This is a genomic window from Acidiphilium sp. C61, assembly GCF_905116885.1.
Taxonomy (GTDB): Bacteria; Pseudomonadota; Alphaproteobacteria; order Acetobacterales; family Acetobacteraceae; genus Acidiphilium.
Genome location: NZ_CAJHNI010000005.1, coordinates 238172 through 256822 on the forward strand (window position 1 = coordinate 238172; position 18651 = coordinate 256822).

At 65.3% G+C, this 18651-nt stretch carries 19 protein-coding genes; 2 read left to right on the forward strand and 17 right to left on the reverse strand.

Annotated elements, in window-relative coordinates:
* Window positions 1-879, reverse strand: a complete 879-nt coding sequence (locus HUW10_RS03970) for a WYL domain-containing protein (protein ID WP_174502314.1) — start codon at window positions 877-879, stop codon at window positions 1-3.
* Between the two features lie 387 nt (window positions 880-1266).
* Here HUW10_RS03970 and HUW10_RS03975 point away from each other — a divergent pair, with 387 nt between their 5' ends.
* Window positions 1267-2187 carry a LysR family transcriptional regulator gene (locus HUW10_RS03975; RefSeq protein WP_174502315.1) on the forward strand — a complete coding sequence of 307 codons (921 nt, stop codon included), beginning with the start codon at window positions 1267-1269 and terminating at the stop codon, window positions 2185-2187.
* Here the strand turns inward: HUW10_RS03975 and HUW10_RS03980 are convergent.
* The 13 genes from HUW10_RS03980 to HUW10_RS04040 all read right to left on the reverse strand — a co-directional run bounded on the left by HUW10_RS03980 (window position 2123) and on the right by HUW10_RS04040 (window position 14383).
* Window positions 2123-2398, reverse strand: coding sequence for a DUF2274 domain-containing protein (locus tag HUW10_RS03980; protein ID WP_174502316.1), 276 nt, complete (start codon window positions 2396-2398; stop codon window positions 2123-2125). The genes HUW10_RS03975 and HUW10_RS03980 overlap by 65 nt on opposite strands.
* Window positions 2399-2409: 11 nt before the next feature.
* Complete coding sequence (locus HUW10_RS03985; protein ID WP_174502317.1) at window positions 2410-3615, reverse strand: TrbI/VirB10 family protein; 1206 nt, start codon at window positions 3613-3615, stop codon at window positions 2410-2412.
* Window positions 3612-4634 (reverse strand): P-type conjugative transfer protein TrbG, encoded by a 1023-nt coding sequence (trbG, locus tag HUW10_RS03990; protein ID WP_174502318.1) that lies wholly within the window; start codon window positions 4632-4634, stop codon window positions 3612-3614. The genes HUW10_RS03985 and trbG overlap by 4 nt, the downstream gene beginning before the upstream one ends.
* Window positions 4631-5320: a conjugal transfer protein TrbF gene (trbF, locus tag HUW10_RS03995; RefSeq protein WP_217425390.1), complete on the reverse strand. Its 690-nt coding sequence runs from the start codon at window positions 5318-5320 to the stop codon at window positions 4631-4633. The genes trbG and trbF overlap by 4 nt, the downstream gene beginning before the upstream one ends.
* Window positions 5317-6612: a P-type conjugative transfer protein TrbL gene (trbL, locus tag HUW10_RS04000; protein WP_174502319.1), complete on the reverse strand. Its 1296-nt coding sequence runs from the start codon at window positions 6610-6612 to the stop codon at window positions 5317-5319. Before trbL ends, trbF begins: the two co-directional genes overlap by 4 nt.
* A 1-nt stretch (window position 6613) precedes the next feature.
* The gene (gene trbK-alt / locus HUW10_RS04005; RefSeq protein ID WP_236656193.1) at window positions 6614-6991 is read right to left on the reverse strand and encodes a putative entry exclusion protein TrbK-alt; all 378 of its coding nucleotides are present in this window, start codon (window positions 6989-6991) and stop codon (window positions 6614-6616) included.
* Window positions 6991-7731, reverse strand: a complete 741-nt coding sequence (gene trbJ, locus HUW10_RS04010) for a P-type conjugative transfer protein TrbJ (protein ID WP_174502320.1) — start codon at window positions 7729-7731, stop codon at window positions 6991-6993. Before trbJ ends, trbK-alt begins: the two co-directional genes overlap by 1 nt.
* Complete coding sequence (gene trbE, locus HUW10_RS04015; RefSeq protein WP_174502321.1) at window positions 7728-10169, reverse strand: conjugal transfer protein TrbE; 2442 nt, start codon at window positions 10167-10169, stop codon at window positions 7728-7730. Before trbE ends, trbJ begins: the two co-directional genes overlap by 4 nt.
* A 24-nt stretch (window positions 10170-10193) precedes the next feature.
* Window positions 10194-10472, reverse strand: a complete 279-nt coding sequence (locus tag HUW10_RS04020; protein WP_174502322.1) for a VirB3 family type IV secretion system protein — start codon at window positions 10470-10472, stop codon at window positions 10194-10196.
* On the reverse strand, window positions 10472-10801 hold the full coding sequence (locus HUW10_RS04025) for a TrbC/VirB2 family protein (protein ID WP_174502323.1): 330 nt from the start codon (window positions 10799-10801) through the stop codon (window positions 10472-10474). Before HUW10_RS04025 ends, HUW10_RS04020 begins: the two co-directional genes overlap by 1 nt.
* A complete protein-coding gene (trbB, locus tag HUW10_RS04030; protein WP_201712634.1) occupies window positions 10798-11718 on the reverse strand; it encodes a P-type conjugative transfer ATPase TrbB in 921 nt (306 codons plus the stop codon). The genes HUW10_RS04025 and trbB overlap by 4 nt, the downstream gene beginning before the upstream one ends.
* A 219-nt stretch (window positions 11719-11937) precedes the next feature.
* Complete coding sequence (locus HUW10_RS04035; RefSeq protein ID WP_174502325.1) at window positions 11938-12384, reverse strand: CopG family transcriptional regulator; 447 nt, start codon at window positions 12382-12384, stop codon at window positions 11938-11940.
* A 10-nt stretch (window positions 12385-12394) separates the two neighbouring features.
* Window positions 12395-14383 (reverse strand): conjugal transfer protein TraG, encoded by a 1989-nt coding sequence (locus tag HUW10_RS04040; protein ID WP_174502326.1) that lies wholly within the window; start codon window positions 14381-14383, stop codon window positions 12395-12397.
* A gap of 358 nt (window positions 14384-14741) precedes the next feature.
* On the opposite strand from HUW10_RS04040, the gene HUW10_RS04045 reads away from it, so the two are divergent.
* Window positions 14742-15425 (forward strand): DUF429 domain-containing protein, encoded by a 684-nt coding sequence (locus HUW10_RS04045; RefSeq protein WP_174502327.1) that lies wholly within the window; start codon window positions 14742-14744, stop codon window positions 15423-15425.
* A 71-nt stretch (window positions 15426-15496) separates the two neighbouring features.
* Here HUW10_RS04045 and HUW10_RS04050 read toward each other — a convergent pair whose 3' ends face one another.
* The 3 genes from HUW10_RS04050 to HUW10_RS04060 form a co-directional block, all read right to left on the reverse strand.
* The gene (locus HUW10_RS04050; protein WP_174502328.1) at window positions 15497-17257 is read right to left on the reverse strand and encodes a DUF3363 domain-containing protein; all 1761 of its coding nucleotides are present in this window, start codon (window positions 17255-17257) and stop codon (window positions 15497-15499) included.
* A gap of 247 nt (window positions 17258-17504) precedes the next feature.
* The gene (locus HUW10_RS04055; protein ID WP_236656195.1) at window positions 17505-18188 is read right to left on the reverse strand and encodes a lytic transglycosylase domain-containing protein; all 684 of its coding nucleotides are present in this window, start codon (window positions 18186-18188) and stop codon (window positions 17505-17507) included.
* Window positions 18189-18308: 120 nt separating this feature from the next.
* Complete coding sequence (locus tag HUW10_RS04060) at window positions 18309-18647, reverse strand: DUF736 domain-containing protein (RefSeq protein WP_174502329.1); 339 nt, start codon at window positions 18645-18647, stop codon at window positions 18309-18311.
* Between the last annotated feature and the right edge of the window lie 4 nt (window positions 18648-18651).

Here is an 18651-nt window from a genome sequence, read left to right on the forward strand (position 1 = left end):
TTATGCTTCCTCGCGATGAAGCATCGCTGCTAGCTCTGGCATGTCCTGATTTAGTAGAACAATCTGTTGGTCCTGTGGTCGCCGCGCGGATGGGTCGGTATCGAGGCCAAGCCGTTTCAGCGTGTAGTAAAGGAAGGCGCGCCTGACTCGGATTTCCGCGTGGCCCGCGTGCATCCCATAGTCGAGGCCGATGACCTTTTTTTGGGTTTCTGAGAGGTCCGGGTGCGGGCCGATTTGCAGCACCACATGCGCTTGCCAATCTTCATCATTTTCAGGACGGTGATCGCTAGCGCGTGTTGCGCGTGTTTCTATAATCCGTGACAGGACGAAATCCTTGAAGCTCAAGTCGACTTCGCAAAAGGCGCGCGCGTGCCATCGGAAGCCGTCGAAGCCAATGGCGTGAGGTGCGATCCAGCGCCATCTCGGCTCCGGCCGCGAAAGCGATTGATATTTGATCTCGATGGCTTCTGATCGCCGGATGGCTGCAACCACAGAGCGGAGTGTCGCTGCGGTCACTGCGCGCGCTGGTGCGGGCGCCGTGGCATAATCGGGAAACTCGCCTATCCACGCGTCCGATTTATCTAGGATGCGCTCGGCCACTGACCTGAGCTGAGACAGATAGCGGCTTGCATCCGGTTTCAGGAAAAGCGGATTGAAGGTCGTGCCTCGGACATAAGCCTTGGCGCTCTTGTCGTAGAGCATGTTGGCCGCCGCTAGGCCCTGATAGCGGTTCAGATCGGTCGATGCCTGTTGGACCGATATCCCAAACGCCTCTATCAGGTCGCTCCTGTTCACATGCCCCTCCCAAAAGAGCCGAAACTCGATGAACTCGAGCCGCCGCTCCACGCCCCACCGAAGATCTGCCTTCTCTTCGCTCACTGCGCACCTTCGGGCCTGATGTGATTAGCTACTTGACCCAACTAGTTTATAGACGCGTTTTTGCCGGCAGCCAAGGGGACCGGTGGCTCATTCTGGCTCGTCCTTGATTTTGGAGAGTCCCGGGGCTTGTGGCTCGCACAGGGGGCGCAGTGTTGGCTGTATAATCTGATCGACCAGGCCGGGTGCGAACGCGCAGCTGGCCGGGACCATGCTTTTCGTGCGAGGCCAAATGATTCGGGGTGAGCTTCAGCTGTTTGTTAACAATGGGTTAATAACCGCTGAATGATGGATGTTTTTCGGAAAAACGTCGCCTCCGTTATGCCTCAATAGCTAGGCCAATCTTGCTGCACTGCACTCGCGCGTAAGAGTCACATTGGAGGCAGATGCATGATTGACCTCGTTTCCGTCACACAGGCGCTTTTGGTAGCCGAGCATCTGAGTTTCAGCCGCGCCGCACAGGTTCTCGGGGTCCGGCAGTCGGCCGTCAGCCGCCGCGTTCGGGCGCTGGAAGACAAGCTGGGGGTGTCGCTGTTTGAGCGCGACTCGACCGGTGTCCGGCTCACGGAGGCGGGGCGCCGGTTTCTGGAGAGGACCCGCCCGGCTCTCTCGGAGATCGATCACGCGATGAAGGCGGCCGCAAGTGCCGGGCGTGGCGCCGAGGGCGTGATCCGGATCGGTATTCTTGCGTCGGTCTCGGGTGGCTACCTGCGCAACCTGCTCGGCAGCTATCGCGAGCACCACCCCGCGATCGCCATGGAGATCGTCGAAGGCTCTACCAGTGAACATCTCGCCCGGATCACAGAGCGCCATCTCGACGTCGCTTTCGTAGCCGGGACACCACTGGCGGCACACTGCGATAGCGTCGTGTTGTGGGAGGCGCGGGTCTTTGCGGCTTTGCCTGAGCACCATGTTCTGGCCGATGGCGACGCGATTCATTGGGAGTCCCTGAAGGACGAGGATTTCATCGTCAGCCGCGCCGCGCCGGGGCCTGAGATACACGACTACATCGTCCGCCGGACGACGGCATTCGGGCGAAGTCCATCGATCGAGCGGCATGGTGTTGGCGGCGAAACTCTCATGCATCTGGTCGCGCTAGGCTTCGGCATCAGCATAGCAAGCGAAGCAGCGACCGCGACGCGGTATCCCGAGGTCGTCTTCCGCCCTCTGGCGACCGCGGAAGACATGTTGCCGTATAGCGCGGTCTGGCTGCCGGGCAATGACAATCCTGCCCTACGGCGTTTCCTCAGCCTTGCTCGCTCGTTGGCGTCTGGCCGCCCAGCGCCTGACGCGCCGAAGTGGGTTTCCTGACACTACGCAGTTTGGCGAACGCGCGGTCGCCGGCGATGAATCGCGCCAGCATCGGTGCGACCAGTCTGGCGGGATCGATCGCATCCTGTCCGGTTTCGCGGCCCAAGGCATCGGCGTAGGCGACGAGGTCGCGGTGTATCGCCGCCGGCAACTCGACCGTCAGCTTGATCGGCTTGTCGTCGGCAATCGCGCCGAGTTTCAGCTGTGCCATCGGTCACCTCCTCAGCCTTGATAGGGTTCGAGCACGAGATCCCGGTTGACGATGACGCGCACCGGGAAGCCCGGGCGGATCGTCAGGGTCGGCTGGATGTTGAGATAGCGGCCCACGATCTGCTGTCCGGTCTGGTTAAAGCTTTGGGACGCACCCTGCCGCAGCGCCTGGACAAGCGAGTTCTCGTTGCTGCCAGTGCCTGCTTCGGACCCGACGCTCAAGAGGGTCGAGAGCATCGCGGCCTTGAACAGCATGCCCCAGTGGTTATCCACCTCGTCTTCCAGCCCGGAATATCCGGCGACGTCGGCGCCTGGCTGGCGTTCCAGCACGATCGATTTGCCGTTCGGCATGATCAAACGGGTCCAGACCAGCAGGACGCGCGACTGACCGAACGCGACCTGGCTGTCGTAGGTGCCGATGAGACGCGCACCTTGGGGAATCAGCAGCGACCGGCCGCTCGGGCTGTCGTAGACGTTCTCGGTCACCTGGGCAGTGATCTGGCCGGGAAGATCGGAACGAATGCCCGTCAGCAGCGCGCCGGGGATGACGGTCCCGGCTTGTACCACGTAGGCCGAGGCGGGCGCGGCCAGCCGGTCCGGGCTGGTCGTCCGCCGATCGACCGAGGCGTTCGTGAAGGCCAGCTTGCGGTCCTGGCCATTCTGCGCGAACGCCCCGTCCGTCGAGAGTTGCGGCGGCTGACCTGACGCCGTCGTACCATCTGGCATCGGCACAGGCGGAAGCGCCGGTGCCGGCAGTTCGCGGATATTTGTCGACGCGAACAGGTGGCTCAGCCGGGCGGCTTCGATTTCTTGCGCGCGGCGCTGTGCTTCCGGATCCACGGCAGGCCCGGTCGGAACGACGGTGCCCGGCGCGGCTCCGGCGTTGAGCATCGGCCGGCCGAGATCGCCGGGCAGCGGTGGCCCGAGTTGGGGCGCCTGCCGAGGAATGCCGGCATAGTCTCGGGGGAGACCCGCCAGGCCGTCGGCGGTCGTGCGATGGTCGGTGCTGTATAGTTCTTCCGGTGCTCCGCGCTTGCCGTTGTTCTGGAGCGCCCAGAACACGGCGGCGGAGACCGCGACCAACGCGATCGCCGCACCGCCGGCCAATACCTTGCGCGAAAGGCGGGTGACGCGCGGCCGCTCGGACCGCAGCCGCAGCGACGAGTCTGGTGCCGCTCGCGACGCTGGCCCCGCGCTCCCTTCCGGGTTTTCGCTCATCGCACCCTCCCATCGGTGCGGGAGATGCGCACTGTCTGCTGGTGTTCCCCACCCAGGCGAAGCTCCGCGGCGGCGAACAGGCGATCAACGATGTAGTAGTTCTGGCGGACGCGGTAATTGACGAGCTGGCCGTCGCCTTCAGGTCCGATCACGAAGAGTGGCGGCGCTTCGCCCTGGGCGAGACCGCGCGGCATTTCGATATAGACCTTCGAACCGTCATCGAACGCCGAAAGCGGCCGCCATGCCGGATTGTCGCCGGTGATCTGATAGCGGAACCGAAGTTTCGAGACGTCGATGCCGGCGTCGATCGGCGCCGCCGTCGCCGCCGCGACGTTCTGACGGCGAAGCGCGATAAGCTGGTCCTGAGGGTACTGCCAGGATACGGATGCCATGTACGTCGCGCTCGTCGAGCGCAGTTCGAGGAGATATGTCCTCCGGTCGGTGTTGATGACGAGGTTGGTCAGAAGGTCCGGCCGCGTCGGCTTCACCAGGATGTGGATGCGTTTGGTGGCGCCCGTGCCGCTTTCGGTGTCGCCGATGATCCAGCGCACCGTGTCCCCGGCGGCGACCGGGCCGGAACCGACGAGTTGCTCGCCCTCCTGGAGGGCGACATCGGTCACTTGACCCGGCGCCGTGTAAACCTGGTAGAGGGCGCCTCCGGAGAAGGGATAGACCTGCACGGCGTTGATGAAGCCGTCGCGCACCGGCTGCACGCGGGCGGCGGCGTTGGCCTGATTGACGCGCACCGTCGGATCGCCAGACTCTGGCGGAGCCTTGCCTTTCGGGAGCGGTTTCAACTGGCCGGGAAGCGGCAGCGGTGTCGGCAGTTCCACGACCTGCACTGGCGCTGGCGGGTCCACCTGCAACACAGCCGGCGCCGCCACGTCATCGAGTGCGATCTCCGGCGGTTTCGTCAGATGGGCACAGCCCGCGAGCGCCGAGGCGGACAGCAGCAATGCCGGGAGTGCGGCTCTACGGAAAATCGGAAGAGCCGGATTTCGGAAAGACAGCGGCTTCATTGCCCCAGCTCCTTCGACCAGTTGATGGAATTGACGAAGACCCCTAGCGGATTTTTCCGCAGCCTGTCGGCGTCGTGCGGGGTCTGGAGCACGACGGAGAGGATGGCGGTCCAGCGTTCGGTCGAACTCAAACTGCCGTTTTCGTAGCGTCGCTGGATCCAGGCGACGCGGAACGATTCCGGCGAAGCGCGGATGACGCTGGAGACCTCGACGGAGATCTGGATTTTGCCGAGACTGCCGAAAGGATCGTTGGTGCGCGCGTAATCGTTCAGCGCCGCCGCGCCGCGATCGGTCGTGAAGTCGTAGGCGCGCAGCCATTGCTGGCGCAGCACAATCGGATCGGCGGGCAGCCCGCGGACATCCTCGATGAAGCGTGCGAGGTGGTAGGCTATCTGCGGATCGCTCGGCTGATAGTCCGCGCTGGCTGGCGCAATCGCCTGGGCCTGGCCGAGTTTATCGATCTGAACCACCCAAGGGGTGATGGTGCCGCGCGCCGATTGCCAGATCAGCCCGCCGGCGAGGCAACCTGAGAGAAGCAGCGAACCGAAGGCCATCAACCGCCAGTTCTTGGCCTGAACACGGGCCGAACCGATCCGCTCATCCCACACCTGGGCGGCCTTCTGGTATGGCGTTTCCGGCTCTGGGGTGCGCCCGTAACGCACGGATGGTCGTCGAAACATGCTCATTCCCCTTCCGAGAGATCGACGGACGCGCCGCCACCGCTGCCGTCACCTGACCTGACCGCGTGGGTGGCGGCGGATGCGCCATGGCTGATGGTCTGGGAGTGCCTCATCCGCTTCGCCCAATCGGGCGGGCTGCCGGACGCCGACGATCCAGCAGAGGACGCAGCGCCGGCAGCTTCCCCGCCCCCACTCGCCGCTTCTCCCGTCACGGCCTGGCCGCCGGCTTCGAAGCTCGATTTGAGGTTCGCGGCGGCACGCCGAAGCGGACTGGTGACCGCCTCGGCAGCCTTGGAGATGCCAGAGGTCGCAACCCCGGAGGCGCCGCCTGCGCGATAGGCGGCAGTGGCGCCCCCGGCGAGCGCAGCACCGCCGCGTGCCGCACTGGCAGCGGCGCCACCGATGAGTCCCGCGCCGCCGACCGCGAGACCGGCGCCAGCCGCGACAATGCCGCCAGCGGCGAGGCCGGTCGCGACAGCAGCGCCGGCTCCGAGCTGCGGTCCGCCCGACACCAGCCCGTTTGCGATGCCGGGCCCGAAGATACCGAGGCCGAGCAGCGCCAGCGCCGCGAGCACGATCGCCATGGCGTCGTCGATCGACGGCTGTGCGCCGCCGAAGCCCGCGGTGAACTGAGCGAACAGCGTCGAGCCGATGCCGACGATGACGGCGAGCACCAGCACTTTGATGCCGGAGGAGACGACGTTGCCGAGCACGCGCTCGGCGGCGAAGGCCGTCTTGCCAAAGAGGCCGAAGGGAATCAGCACGAACCCGGCCAGCGTCGTCAGTTTGAATTCGATGAGGGTGATGAAGAGCTGGATCGCGAGAATGAAGAAGGCGAGCAGCACCATCACCCAGGCGAACAGCAGCACCGTGATCTGGATGAAGTTCTCGAAGAACGAGACGTAGCCCATCAGGCCGGAGATCGAGTCGAGTATGGGGCGGCCGGCATCGAGGCCGACCTGAGCGATGCGGCCAGGTCGAAGGAAATCCGCCTCGGCCATTCCCGTGCCGGAGGCTTTCAGACCGAGCCCGGCGAAGCTCTCGAAGACGATGCGAGAGAGGCTGTTCCAGTTGCCGATTAGGTAGGCGAAGACACCGACAAAGAGCGTCTTCTTCACCAGCCGCGCGATGATGTCGTCGTCGGCGCCCCAGGACCAGAAGAGGGCGGCCAGCGTCACGTCGATCACGATCAGCGTGGTCGCGATGAAGGCGACCTCGCTGCCGAGCAAGCCGAAGCCGCTATCGATGTACTGGGTGAAAACCGCCAGGAAACGGTCGATGACGCCGGTGCCGCCCATCTTATCGCTCGTCCTTCGGCGGGGGTTGATCGAGGGGCCTGGCGCCCGTTGCGACGCTTGGCGACGTCCGCGCGCTGGGAAACATTTCGGCCGGCGAGGGTTCCGGGGGACGGCTGCCGCCGCCAAGGAAGCGGCGCCGGTTCTCGGCCCATGCGTGCAGGCAGCCAGGATCGTGCGCGCCGGCTTCTCCAAGGACCTGGCAGCCGGCCAGCTCGGCCCGCAGCGGATCGGCATCGACGGCCGCGGGCGAAGCTGTCGAGCCCTCAGCGAGCTTACGATCGCTATGCCGGAACTGGATGGCGGTCGCGGCGATCGCGACCAGCACGAACGCCATCGCCGCCGCGCGTGCCGCCATTGCCGCGGTGATGCGCGGCGTCATCAGTGAAACATCGTGATGGTGGTCGGCTGGTAGCCCGAGCCGGGCGTCAGGAAGCGGCGAAGTTGTTCCTTCGCCTGGTCCTGAGCCGCGGCTTGCTGCGCGGATTGGAGCGTCTGCGCGCGTCCCTGGGCCGCGACCGCGGCCGTGAGGTCCGCGAGTTGCTGCGCCTGGAGAGCGAGCATCTGATTGCCCGCCTGCGTCGCCTGAAGCGCCCCGGTCGCGGACTGGCTCGACGTGACCAACGCCGACATCTGTGTGCGGTTGGTGTCGAGATTGCCGACGACGCCGGCCTGGACGCGCAAGGCGTCCTGGAAGCCTCCGACCGAGTTCTGCCACCGCTGTTGGGCGTTGGCGATCAGGGCCTGATTGGACTGGCTGGCGTTCGCGCCGCCATAGGTGGTCTGGAACGCGTGGTCGATCTGCTGAACGTTGTAGGCAATGTTCTGTGCCTGGGCGAGGAGCTGCTGGGTGCGCTGGATCGACGACTGAAGTTGTTGCAGCGACGAGTAAGGCAGGCTCGCGAGATTGCGCGCCTGGTTGATCAGCATCTGCGCTTCGTTCTGCAGCGAGGTGATCTGGTTTGTGATTTGCTGAAGCTCGCGCGCGGCTGTCAGCACATTCTGGGAGAAGTTGTTCGGATCGAAGACGATCCATTGTGCGAAGGCCGGCGGCGCGGCGACGGCAAGCGAAAGGGCAAGCGCGCCCGACGCCGCCAACTGGCGAAGACGAATGCGGGTCATGGCTGTGTCTCCAGGTTTCGGAGGGCGGGGATGAGATCGGCGGCCCAACCGGCGTCTCGCAGGCGCAGCCAGGCGGCGAGGAAGCCGTCGCGTCCGTGCTCGGCGAGCAGGCGCTCGATGGCGGCCTGGTCGGACTTCGATGAAGCGGCGGTGAAGGCCAGCGCGACGTCGCCGAGGCCCAATTCGAACAGGCGATTGCCCCGTCGCGACTGGCAGTAGTAGTCGCGCTTCGGCGTGGCTCTCGCGAGGATCTCGATCTGACGGTCGTTCAGGCCGAAGCGGCGATAGATGGCGGTGATCTGCGGCTCGATCGCGCGCTCGTTCGGCAGGAACAGCCGCGTCGGGCAACTCTCGATGATGGCGGGCGCAATCGCGCTGCCATCGATATCCGAAAGGGATTGGGTGGCGAAAATGACGCTCGCGTTCTTCTTGCGCAGCGTCTTCAGCCATTCGCGGAGCTGACCGGCGAATCCTTCGTCGTCGAGGGCGAGCCAGCCTTCATCGACAATCAGCAGCGTTGGCCGCCCGTCGAGCCGGCCTTCGATGCGGTGGAAGAGATACGCCAGCACGGCGGGCGCCGCGCCCGTGCCGATGAGGCCTTCGGTCTCGAATGCCTGGACGCTGGCTTCGCCGAGACGTTCGGCCTCGGCGTCGAGCAGGCGGCCGTAGGGACCGCCGAGACAATAGGATTGCAAGGCGCGCTTCAGGGCCTGAGATTGCAGCAATACCGACAGGCCGGTCAGGGTGCGTTCCGCGATCGGCGCGCTGGCAAGCGACGAGAGCGCCGACCACAGGAGATCCTTCGCCTCGGGGGTGACGCTGATCTTCTCGCGCGCGAGGATGGCTGCGATCCATTCCGCCGCCCAGCCGCGTTCGGCCGCATCGTCGATCAGAGCCAAGGGCTGCAAAGCCACGGGTTCGGTCGCATCGCCGGACAGCGCGCCGCCGAGATCATGCCAGTCGCCGCCCATCGCAAGCGCCGCGGCACGGATCGAGCCGCCGAAGTCGAAGGCGAATATCTGGGAGCCGGCGTATCGGCGGAACTGCAACGCCATCAGCGCCAGCAACACCGACTTGCCGGCGCCGGTCGGCCCGACCACGAGCGTGTGTCCGACATCGCCAACATGAAGGCTGAAGCGGAACGGCGTCGAGCCTTCGGTCCGCGCGAAGAACAGTGGCGGCGCCTTGAAATGCTCGTCGCGCGCCGGGCCGGCCCAGACGGCCGAGAGCGGGATCATGTGCGCGATGTTGAGTGTCGAGACAGGCGGCTGGCGGACATTGGCGTAGGCATGGCCGGGCAACGATCCGAGCCACGCTTCGACGACGTTGACCGTCTCGGCCATGCAGGTGAAGTCGCGGCCCTGGATGACCTTCTCGACGAGACGCAACTTTTCGTTGGCGTTGCGCGGGTCGTTGTCCCAGACCGTGACGGTCGCGGTGACGTAGGCCTGCCCGATAACGTCCGAACCCAACTCCTGGAGCGCGGCATCCGCGTCCATCGCCTTGTTGTGGGCATCGGTGTCAAGCAGCGCCGACGCCTCGTTGGTCATTACCTCCTTGAGGATCGCCGCGATGGACTTGCGCTTGGCGAACCATTGGCGCCGGATCTTCGTCAGCAGCTTCGTCGCATCGGTCTTGTCGAGCATGATCGCGCGAGTGGACCAGCGGTACGGGAAGGCGAGCCGATTGAGCTCGTCGAGAAGCCCTGGTGTGGTCGAAGTCGGGAAGCCGACGACGGTCAGCACGCGCAGATGCGCGCTACCCAGCATCGGCTCCAGCCCGCCGGTCAGCGGCTGGTCGGCCAGCACCGCATCGAGGTGCATGGGAATTTCGGGCACGCGGACGCGCTGATGCCTGGTCGAGATGGTGGCGTGCAGATAGGTCAGCGTTTCAGCATCATCGAGCCAGGCGCTCTCGGGCATGAAGCCCTCGACGAGCTGAAGGACGCGACCGGTGCGATCGATGAAGCCGCGCAACGCCTCGCGGGCATTGGCCCCTTCGGCCCGCTTACGGCCTTCGTAGAGGAACCGTTCGGCGCGGGCGGCGTCTTCGGCTGGTGGCAACCAGAGGAAGGTCAGGAAGTAGCTGGACTCGAAGTGGACTCCTTCCTCTTCGAATTCCGCCTTGCGCTCGGCCTCGACGAGGGCCGACGCCGCGTCGGAAAAGCGGCTTTCCGGATAATGGAAGGCGGGATGGCGCTGGGCCTCGACGAAGACCGCCCATCCCGATCCCAGCCGCCGCAACGCATTGTTGAGCCGGCCGGCGACGGCGACGAGTTCAGCCGGCACCGCGCTATCGAGATCGGGACCGCGAAAACGCGCCGTGCGCTGGAAGCTGCCATCCTTGTTGAGGACAACGCCTTCGTCGACCAGCGCCGCCCATGGCAGGAAATCCGCGAGACGGGTCGTCGGGCGGCGATATTCGGCGAAGTTCATCATCGGGCGATGTCCATTGAGTGGGCCTCAGACGCCGAGATGGCCGGGGATGCGCAGATGGCGGCGCACCACATCGACGAACATCGGATCGCGCTTCGCCGCCCAAACCGCGGCGGTATGTCCGATCACCCAAAGCAGCAGCCCGGGGATCCACAGGCGAAGGCCGAGACCCAGAGCCGCGGCCAATGTCCCGTTCAGGATCGCAACGGCGCGAGGCGCCCCGCCGAGCAGGATCGGCTCGGTCAGCGCCCGGTGAACGGGAGCGACGAAGCCTGGAACGGTTTCGTCGGCGGCCAGCGTCGCCATCAGATGAGCGCCCCGCCGCCGAAGGAGAAGAACGACAGGAAGAAGCTCGATGCGGCGAACGCGATCGACAGGCCGAAGACGATCTGGATCAAGCGGCGAAAGCCGCCGGAGGTGTCGCCGAACGCCAGGGTCAGCCCGGTGACGATGATGATGATCACCGCGAGGATCTTGGCCACCGGCCCTTCGACCGACTGCAGGATCTGATTGAGCGGTTGCTCCCACGGCATGTTCGAGCCGGCGGCCCAGGCGGGGGCGCTGGTCAGCGTCACGAAGCCGATCGCGGCGGCGGTAGCGATATGCTGGCGGATAAGGAACGCTCGGCGGATCATGGCTGGTCTCCTGCTGGTGAAATTGCGTAGTCGCCGGACTGTCCCAGGCCGGTGACTTGGACGAGTTCCGAGAGCCGCCGCTCCGACCCGCGACCGGTGAGCACCGCGACTACGTTGATGGTCTCGGCGATGAGGGCGCGCGGAACGGTGATGACCGCTTCCTGGATCAGCTGCTCGAGGCGGCGCAGCGCGCCGATGCCCGTGCCGGCGTGGATAGTGCCGATGCCGCCGGGATGGCCGGTGCCCCAGGCCTTGAGGAGATCGAGCGCCTCGGCGCCGCGCACCTCGCCGATCGGGATCCGGTCGGGGCGCAGCCGAAGCGAGGAGCGCACGAGATCGGAGAGCGAAACGACGCCGTCCTTGGTGCGCAGCGCGACCAGGTTGGGCGCCTGGCATTGAAGTTCGCGGGTGTCTTCGATCAGCACCACGCGGTCCGCCGTCTTGGCGACCTCGGCGAGCAAGGCGTTGGTGAGGGTGGTCTTGCCGGTCGACGTGCCGCCCGCGACGAGGATGTTGCGGCGCTCGGCCACCGCGCGGCTCAGCACTGCCGCTTGCGCCGGCGTCATGATTCCAGCGGCGGCGTAATCGTCGAGCGTGAAGACAGCGACCGCGGGTTTGCGGATCGCGAATGCCGGCGCCGCCACGACGGGAGGCAGAAGACCCTCGAACCGCTCCCCCGTCTCGGGCAACTCGGCCGAGACGCGCGGCGCGCCTGCGTGAACCTCGGCGCCGACATGGTGCGCGACGAGGCGGACGATGCGCTCGCCGTCGGCGGCCGAGAGGCGCTCTCCCGTGTCGGCCAATCCGGTCGACAATCTGTCGATCCAGAGCCTGCCGTCGGGGTTCAGCATTACTTCGACGATTGCCGGGTCTTCGAGGAAGGCGGCGATCGCCGGACCGAGGGCGGTGCGCAGCATGCGCGCGCCTCTTGAAACCGCCTCGGACTGGAAGGAATGGACCGCCACGTTCGACCCCGCTTCGAGCCGACCGCAGATCGCGATCGGTGATGGGGACGATTAGAAAGGGCAGGAATTGGGGCGGTTCAACAAGCCTGTGGGCGTAGTAGCGCCCTGGCGTGCAGAGACAGGGAGGCGGCAAGCCGGTGGCTTGGAGGGCGCATGCCGTTCGGGTAAAACTTACTCGCCGTCTGTTGAATCTTCCAATGGCTCTGGCGTCGTGATTCCTGCGATGTCATTGGGAATTTCCTGCAGAAGACTTTGCCCTTTCTGCAGGCGGCGCCCGAGCGCCTCGATGAACCCCTCATAGCGCTCGCGGCCCTTTACCTGCGCGGCGGCCTGCGCGTCGCTCGGCAGGGGCGGCGTGATGGTCAGCCAAAATCGCACGAATAGCGCCAGAGTTTCGGTCGAGATGCCGACATTTCGCTCAAGCCTTTGCACCTGGCGGGACAGCCGATCGAGGCGGCGGGTGAAGGCGGCTTCACGCCGATCCGCGCCATCGGGCGACAGGAAGGACGCGACGGCGGCCTCGACAATCGCCGAGCGCGATAGCCCTTTGCGGTCGGCAAGATCCGCGATCTGCTTCAACAGAGCCGGCGGGAAATAGACATTCATCCGGTCGCGCATCGGCTGTCTTTCAAAGTTCGAGTCCATCCGCTGGGTCGAGCGATGCCTGTCGCGCGAGACCTCGCATTTGTTGGCGGAGGACCCGGGCCTGGCGCGCGGCGTCTTCAGCTTCATCGTCGATGACGGCGAATTCCTCATGCGCGGGGGCATTCGTCGTTTCCCTCACGATCGCCACATGGTCGGGAAGTTCGGGTTCACGCCGCACGCCGCCGTTCGCCATGTCCTCGGCTTTTGCGAACTCGGCGAGCATCGCCGCCGATGGTTTTTGTGGGGCGAGCGCGGACCAATTGTCGGGCTTGGATGGGGCCGGTTTGCTCGCAAGCGTCGGCGGCGGCAGAACGCGCTCGATCAGCCGCGTGTCCTCGAAATACCGAGCCTTCTTCGCCCGGATCGGTGGCGTTCCCGCCAGCATGACGATCTCGTCGGCGGGCGGGAGCTGCATCACCTCACCGGGCGTGAGCAATGGCCGCGCAGTTTCGGACCGCGAGACCATCAGATGACCGAGCCAGGGCGAAAGCCGATGCCCGGCGTAGTTCTTCATGGCCTTCATCTCAGTGGCAGTGCCGAGCGCGTCCGACACGCGCTTGGCCGTGCGCTCGTCATTGGTCGCGAAGCTGACGCGGACATGGCAGTTGTCGAGGATCGAATTGTTCGCGCCGTAGGCTTTCTCGATCTGGTTCAGTGACTGGGCGATCAGAAATGCCTTGAGGCCGTAGCCGGCCATGAAGGCCAAGGCGCTCTCGAAGAAGTCGAGTCGGCCGAGTGCTGGAAACTCGTCGAGCATGAGCAGCACGCGATGCCGACGATTTTTGGCATGCAGGTCTTCGGTCAGGCGTCGGCCGATCTGGTTCAGCACCAGGCGGATCAACGGCTTGGTGCGGCTGATGTCGGACGGCGGTACGACGAGATAGAGCGTCGCGGGGCGCGCGTCCGCGATCAGGTCGGAGATGCGCCAGTCGCAACGGCGCGTGACCTGCGCCACGACGGGGTCGCGATAGAGGCCGAGGAACGACATGGCGGTCGACAACACGCCGGATCGTTCATTGTCGGATTTGTTCAGAAGCTCCCGCGCGGTGGATGCCACCACGGGATGCGTTCCCGCGTCGCCCAGATGGGGCGTGGTCATCATCGCCTGGAGCGTCGTTTCGATCGGTCGCCTGGGATCGGAGAGGAAGGCCGCGACGCCGGCCAGGGTCTTGTCCGCCTCGGCATAGAGGACATGCAGGATGGCGCCGACCAGCAGCGAGTGGCTGGTCTTCTCCCAATGGTTGCGGCGCTCAAGCGAGCCTTCCGGATCGACGAGCACGTCGGCGACGTTCTGGACATCGCGGACTTCCCATTCGCCGCGGCGAACCTCGAGCAACGGGTTGTAGGCGGCGGAGGCCGAATTGGTGGGGTCGAACAGCAGCACGCGGCCATGTAAGGCACGGAAGCCGGCAGTGAGTGTCCAGTTCTCGCCCTTGATGTCGTGGACGATAGCGGAGCCCGGCCAGGTCAGCAGCGAGGGGACGACGAGGCCCACGCCCTTGCCGGACCGCGTGGGGGCGAAGCAGAGCACGTGCTCCGGACCATCATGGCGGAGATACTCGCGATCAAGCTTTCCGAGCACGACGCCGTCCGACCCCAGCAGCCCCGCGCCCTTGATCTCGACTGGCGTCGCCCAGCGGGCCGAACCATAGGTCTCGATGTTCTTCGCCTCGCGGGCACGCCAGACGGACATGCCGATGGCGACGGCGATCGAGATGAAGCCACCGGACGCGGCGATGTAGGCGCCCTCCACGAAGACCGGCGGCGCGTAGGCATCATAGGCGTACCACCACCAAAAGAAGGCTGGTGGGAGATACACCGGCACGCCACGCGCCAGCTCGAACCACGGTTGCCCGAGTTCAGGCTGGAAGCCGAGCCTCCACGCCGTCCACTCTGTCGCGGCCCAGATCGTGAAGAGCACGATCAGGAAGACGACGATGATCTGGCCCCATAGGATTTTGGTGGCGGACAAGTTCGGGTTCCTCGACAGCAAATACCGTCAAGGTCGTGCGTGGGCGCCAAGGGTTGCAAGTCATTGCCGTCAGGGATCGTAGGTTCGGGCGCGGTGGCGGGCAGAAACAGGGATTATCGTAAGAAGATCGCGGCGCGGCTGGCAGTGGCCATGATCGGCCACGGGATCCGTCGAGCTATTTCAGGTGGCCAGACAGCATGCGGCCGTTTGGATGCGCTCCGCGGTGAAACAGTTTAGCGTGTGACCGGGCTTCCGAGGTTGTTCCTTGCCATCATCTTCAGTTTTCATCGGGATCGACGTTGCGTGTGCCGTTGGCAAGCGGTTGCCGCTCTGCGTGGTGGCAGCGGACTATCCGCTGATGCCACTGACAATCCCGAAGCACCTCGCGGGGCTTATTCCTCGTGGCGTCGGCAACAGGGAAATCATCGCGGCCGCGCCCTTTGAGCAGTCGGCGCGCGGCGTCGTGAGCGCAATCGCGCGTATCCGAGATGAGATGGGATGGAAAGTCGAAAGGATCGCCGTCGATGCTCCTGCTGCGCCGCCCGCAAAAGGCTCGCGAGCGTCGGAAGTCGAACTTGGACGTCTTGGCCTGTCCTCCTTCCGAACGCCTGTGGCGACTGCCTGGGCAGGCATCCGTGAGAAGTGCATCGACCATTTGAGCCTTGGCGGCACGGCTGCAACTCTTCCGCATGCAAATAAGATTTGGATGCTCTTTGGTTTCAGACTTTTCGCCTTGCTGAATGACGAGCTCCACGCCGAGGTCATCGAGGTGTATCCGTTCGCCATTGTCCGCGCTTTGCTTCCCGCGTGCGAGCACAAGTCATCGGAACAGGGATATCGAGATCAGCTCTTTGCGGTCTCGGCTCGTACGGGATGGGAACCGCAGGCTCTCGAAGCGAAGCTGAAGGCAACGGTGCCAGGCAGCCGGCATGATCGGCTGGACGCATTTATGGCGGCCTGGGTCGGTAGTCTGCCGCCAGAAGAGCGGCGCGCTTTTGGCGACGCCCGGCAGCCCGATGACGCGATTTGGGTGCCATCGTGATCTGTTGCGTCGGCGGCAATGCGGCCTCGGGCAAAGCTGCGCCTGCCACCCCTTGGGTTTTCGAGCGTCGGCTATAATCCAAGTTCCCGCTTGCGCCCGAATCCCCATTCGATCCCGCCGCCGTCCCGCGCTACGCCTGACACATGCCGGCCAAGCTGCTTCTCTAACGGCGGCGACCACGGGACGAGCTGGAAACCCAGGCCGTTGTCGATCATGGCGAACCTGCCGGAGGTGAGCGTGAGGCTCTGACGATAGGTTCCGGCAACTTGCTCGCCCGCGGCGGTCTGTCGATATGGCAGGCCGGTCTCGGCCGACAGCCTGGTGCCGACTGCGCTGAGCTCGCTGCGTCGCAGCGTGTCGAGCAGATCGCGCTGCAAAACGATGCGCTGGCCTTGCCGGCGAGCGAAGCCCTCACCGGCAAGGTGTTCAGCGCGAGCGGTCATGGCTTCCCGAACCTCGCCGCCGAACCCGCCCATCGAAAGCGGCAACGGCTGACGCTCGACCAGCCGGTGATCGAGCCAGGTGGCGCCCGGCGCGGTGACCTGGCGGGCAAGGTCGATGTCGGATCGGTTCGCCAGCAACAATGTCGGCCGCTGGTCATCGGCGCCACCGAACCGGCGCACCTCGACGATGCCACCGATGGGCGGGGCATGGGCGAAGGCTTCGGTATCCCGAAACCGCACGTGGTGAGCGCGGCCATCCGTGCCGTCGATCACGGCGTAGGCTTCCCCGGTTAGTTCGTCGTGCAGGCCTTTGTCCACGAGCCGGCCGATAATCGGCGACGTCGCCGCACCCGTGTCGATGACATAGTCGGCGACGCCGCGCTCGAAGCCATTGTCGGTGAGGGCGCGGTGCATGGTTTTGATGATATCGCCGCGCATGCCGAGATCGCGGAGGCTTCGTTCAGCTTCGAGCCCGACCATCCATTCGCCGGGGCCAGCGGGCGCGGCGAGCCCCATTGTTTCCAGATGCTGGAGCCGGCCGATCATGAGCCGGCGGGTCTCCGGATCGGCCGCGCCCGGATGCTCCGGCCGGAGATCGATGTACCCTGTCTCGTCGGCGGCCATGCGTATCTCGGCGTCGAGCCGGGTCCAGCGCTCGGCGCCGACATCGCGCTCAAGCGCGGAGCGGATTTCATGCTCGGGCTTCGGACCGAGTTCGATCGATACAAGCTCCTCGGCCCGGGAGCGCAAGCCGCGGCTGATATAGTCGCGGGAGATCACGAGGTCCTGGCCGGTCTCATCGACGCCGCGCACCAATAGATGGACGTGCGGGTTGTCGGTGTTCCAATGGTCGACGGCGATCCAATCGAGCCTGGTCCCAAGGTCGGCTTCCATCTGCCGCGCGAGGTCTCGCGTGAAAGCTCGGAGATCGGTCATCTCGGCGGCGTCTTCGGGTGAGACGATGAAGCGGAAGTGATGCCGGTCATCCTTCGTTCGATCGGCAAATCCGGCATCATCGACGCGGTCGGTCTCGGCATCGAACATCCGCGCCTTCTCGCCGTCACGCGTCACGCCCTCGCGCTTCAGATAGGCGACATGCGCCGACATAGGCGCGGAGCGGAAGGCCCGTCCCTGGTGGCGCGCAACACGGGCCGTCACGGCAACCCGCCTGCTGTTCGTGAACAGCCGGTTGCGACTGAAGGCAAGCCGGCCGCGCCCGAAGGTCGAGCGGCCGACGCCTGTCCGCTTTCCGGCTCCATTCGCTGAGGGCGTGTGGCCTGCCTTCTTGGCGGCGCGCAGCACCTGGTTGATGAAACTCTTGGACTTGCCGGCGCGGGTGCTGCGGATGCGGCCAGGCCGAACGCGGAAATCGTCGCCGGAGCCGCTCATCCGCAGAATCCCAGGCGCGAAAAGCGGATGGTGCCGCTATTTCCATTGATATTACTGAACTTATGTCCCGGAGCGGCACGCGACCCGACCGCCCGGCACGGAGAAAGACAAGCCCGTTCAAGGGCTTGGATGCCGACCGGAGAGCCGCTTTTATCTTGCCGTCGTCTGGTCGTGTTTCCCTGTCCACCCCCCTCCATCGTCAAACCCACGATGCAGTCCGCCAGCGCCCGAAGAAATGCGCCATCGCTCACCGGGGCAGCTCCCGAGCAGAGACTCGCACGAAGAGGCTGTCGGAACGCGGCACGAGAGCCGACATATCGACGATGCGACCGGAGCTTGGTGAACGGTTTGGACGCACCGATGCCGACGCATCATCGACACTCGGAGCGCCTTGGTCCTGTCCGACAAAGATCGGCCCCTCGGTCCAGGAACGCGCGACCGAAGCGATTGCCATCGCGTCCTCGATCCGCCCTTCACCGATCAGCGGTGCAATCGCGGCGACATAGGCTCGCGTTTCGTTCGGAAGCTGTCGGCCTGTCGCCAAATGCTCCTCATACCGACCGGGTCCGGCGTTGTAGGCGGCGAGAAAGCCCGGCGATCCGTAGCGATCGTGCAGCTCTCGGAGAAAGGCCGCACCCGCCAGAATATTGTCGTGCGGATCGTAGGGATTGGCGCCGAGTCCGTGACGAGCGCGAAGGCTCGCCCATGTCGCCGGCATGATCTGCATTAGGCCCATCGCGCCTTTCGGAGAGAGGGCGTGGACATCGTCCCCGCTCTCGGCATGCATGACGGCGCTGATCCAGGACACGGGAATCCCGAACCGCTGTGACGCCTCCGCGACGAACGCCGTGAAGGGATCGGAGGCGCGCGCGACAGATGCGGCGTTGCCCTGTGCGAATGCCGGGGACGCGAAGGGCGTGCTGCCCGCCATGCCCATCATCACGATGATGGCGGTTGCAATGGCTGTTGGACGGGCGCGCAATCGGTTGCCGATCCGACGTGAGCGGACCAGCGGCTGCTGGGCTGCACGATGAGTTGTCGTGTGCATGGGTCACCCTCGCTCATCGCGTTTCGCCGGGCGGTTCCAGAGCAGATTGAAACTCGATCCCTTCGCTTCAGCCTGGAACAAATTCGCGCGGATGGGCTGAGTGAAGGCTGGATCGTCGATCAGCAACGAGACATACGCTCCGGCCTTCTCGCCGGTGCGCTTCCAAGCGGCGCCGACCTCGGGGCCATCGGCGCTGTCGCCTACGTGAACCCGAAAGTCCGGCGCGTTCTCGCCGTCCCCGGCATTGGCCGGAACGAGGGCGAGTTCGACATCGATGGTGAGCGTACGCAGCCGGCCGCAATAGCCGTCTTGGGTGCGGGTGAAATTCCCGATGTGGGCCATTTGG

Bases quoted from the DNA above. Each gene is read 5' to 3' on its own strand.
- HUW10_RS03975 (WP_174502315.1), top strand. From the start codon at position 1,267: ATGATTGACCTCGTTTCCGTCACACAGGCGCTTTTGGTAGCCGAGCAT.
- HUW10_RS03980 (WP_174502316.1), bottom strand. From the start codon at position 2,398: ATGGCACAGCTGAAACTCGGCGCGATTGCCGACGACAAGCCGATCAAG.
- HUW10_RS03985 (WP_174502317.1), bottom strand. From the start codon at position 3,615: ATGAGCGAAAACCCGGAAGGGAGCGCGGGGCCAGCGTCGCGAGCGGCA.
- trbG (WP_174502318.1), bottom strand. From the start codon at position 4,634: ATGAAGCCGCTGTCTTTCCGAAATCCGGCTCTTCCGATTTTCCGTAGA.
- trbF (WP_217425390.1), bottom strand. From the start codon at position 5,320: ATGAGCATGTTTCGACGACCATCCGTGCGTTACGGGCGCACCCCAGAG.
- trbL (WP_174502319.1), bottom strand. From the start codon at position 6,612: ATGGGCGGCACCGGCGTCATCGACCGTTTCCTGGCGGTTTTCACCCAG.
- trbK-alt (WP_236656193.1), bottom strand. From the start codon at position 6,991: ATGACGCCGCGCATCACCGCGGCAATGGCGGCACGCGCGGCGGCGATG.
- trbJ (WP_174502320.1), bottom strand. From the start codon at position 7,731: ATGACCCGCATTCGTCTTCGCCAGTTGGCGGCGTCGGGCGCGCTTGCC.
- trbE (WP_174502321.1), bottom strand. From the start codon at position 10,169: ATGATGAACTTCGCCGAATATCGCCGCCCGACGACCCGTCTCGCGGAT.
- HUW10_RS04020 (WP_174502322.1), bottom strand. From the start codon at position 10,472: ATGGCGACGCTGGCCGCCGACGAAACCGTTCCAGGCTTCGTCGCTCCC.
- HUW10_RS04025 (WP_174502323.1), bottom strand. From the start codon at position 10,801: ATGATCCGCCGAGCGTTCCTTATCCGCCAGCATATCGCTACCGCCGCC.
- trbB (WP_201712634.1), bottom strand. From the start codon at position 11,718: ATGCTGCGCACCGCCCTCGGTCCGGCGATCGCCGCCTTCCTCGAAGAC.
- HUW10_RS04035 (WP_174502325.1), bottom strand. From the start codon at position 12,384: ATGCGCGACCGGATGAATGTCTATTTCCCGCCGGCTCTGTTGAAGCAG.
- HUW10_RS04045 (WP_174502327.1), top strand. From the start codon at position 14,742: ATGCCACTGACAATCCCGAAGCACCTCGCGGGGCTTATTCCTCGTGGC.
- HUW10_RS04050 (WP_174502328.1), bottom strand. From the start codon at position 17,257: ATGAGCGGCTCCGGCGACGATTTCCGCGTTCGGCCTGGCCGCATCCGC.
- HUW10_RS04055 (WP_236656195.1), bottom strand. From the start codon at position 18,188: ATGGCGGGCAGCACGCCCTTCGCGTCCCCGGCATTCGCACAGGGCAAC.
- HUW10_RS04060 (WP_174502329.1), bottom strand. From the start codon at position 18,647: ATGGCCCACATCGGGAATTTCACCCGCACCCAAGACGGCTATTGCGGC.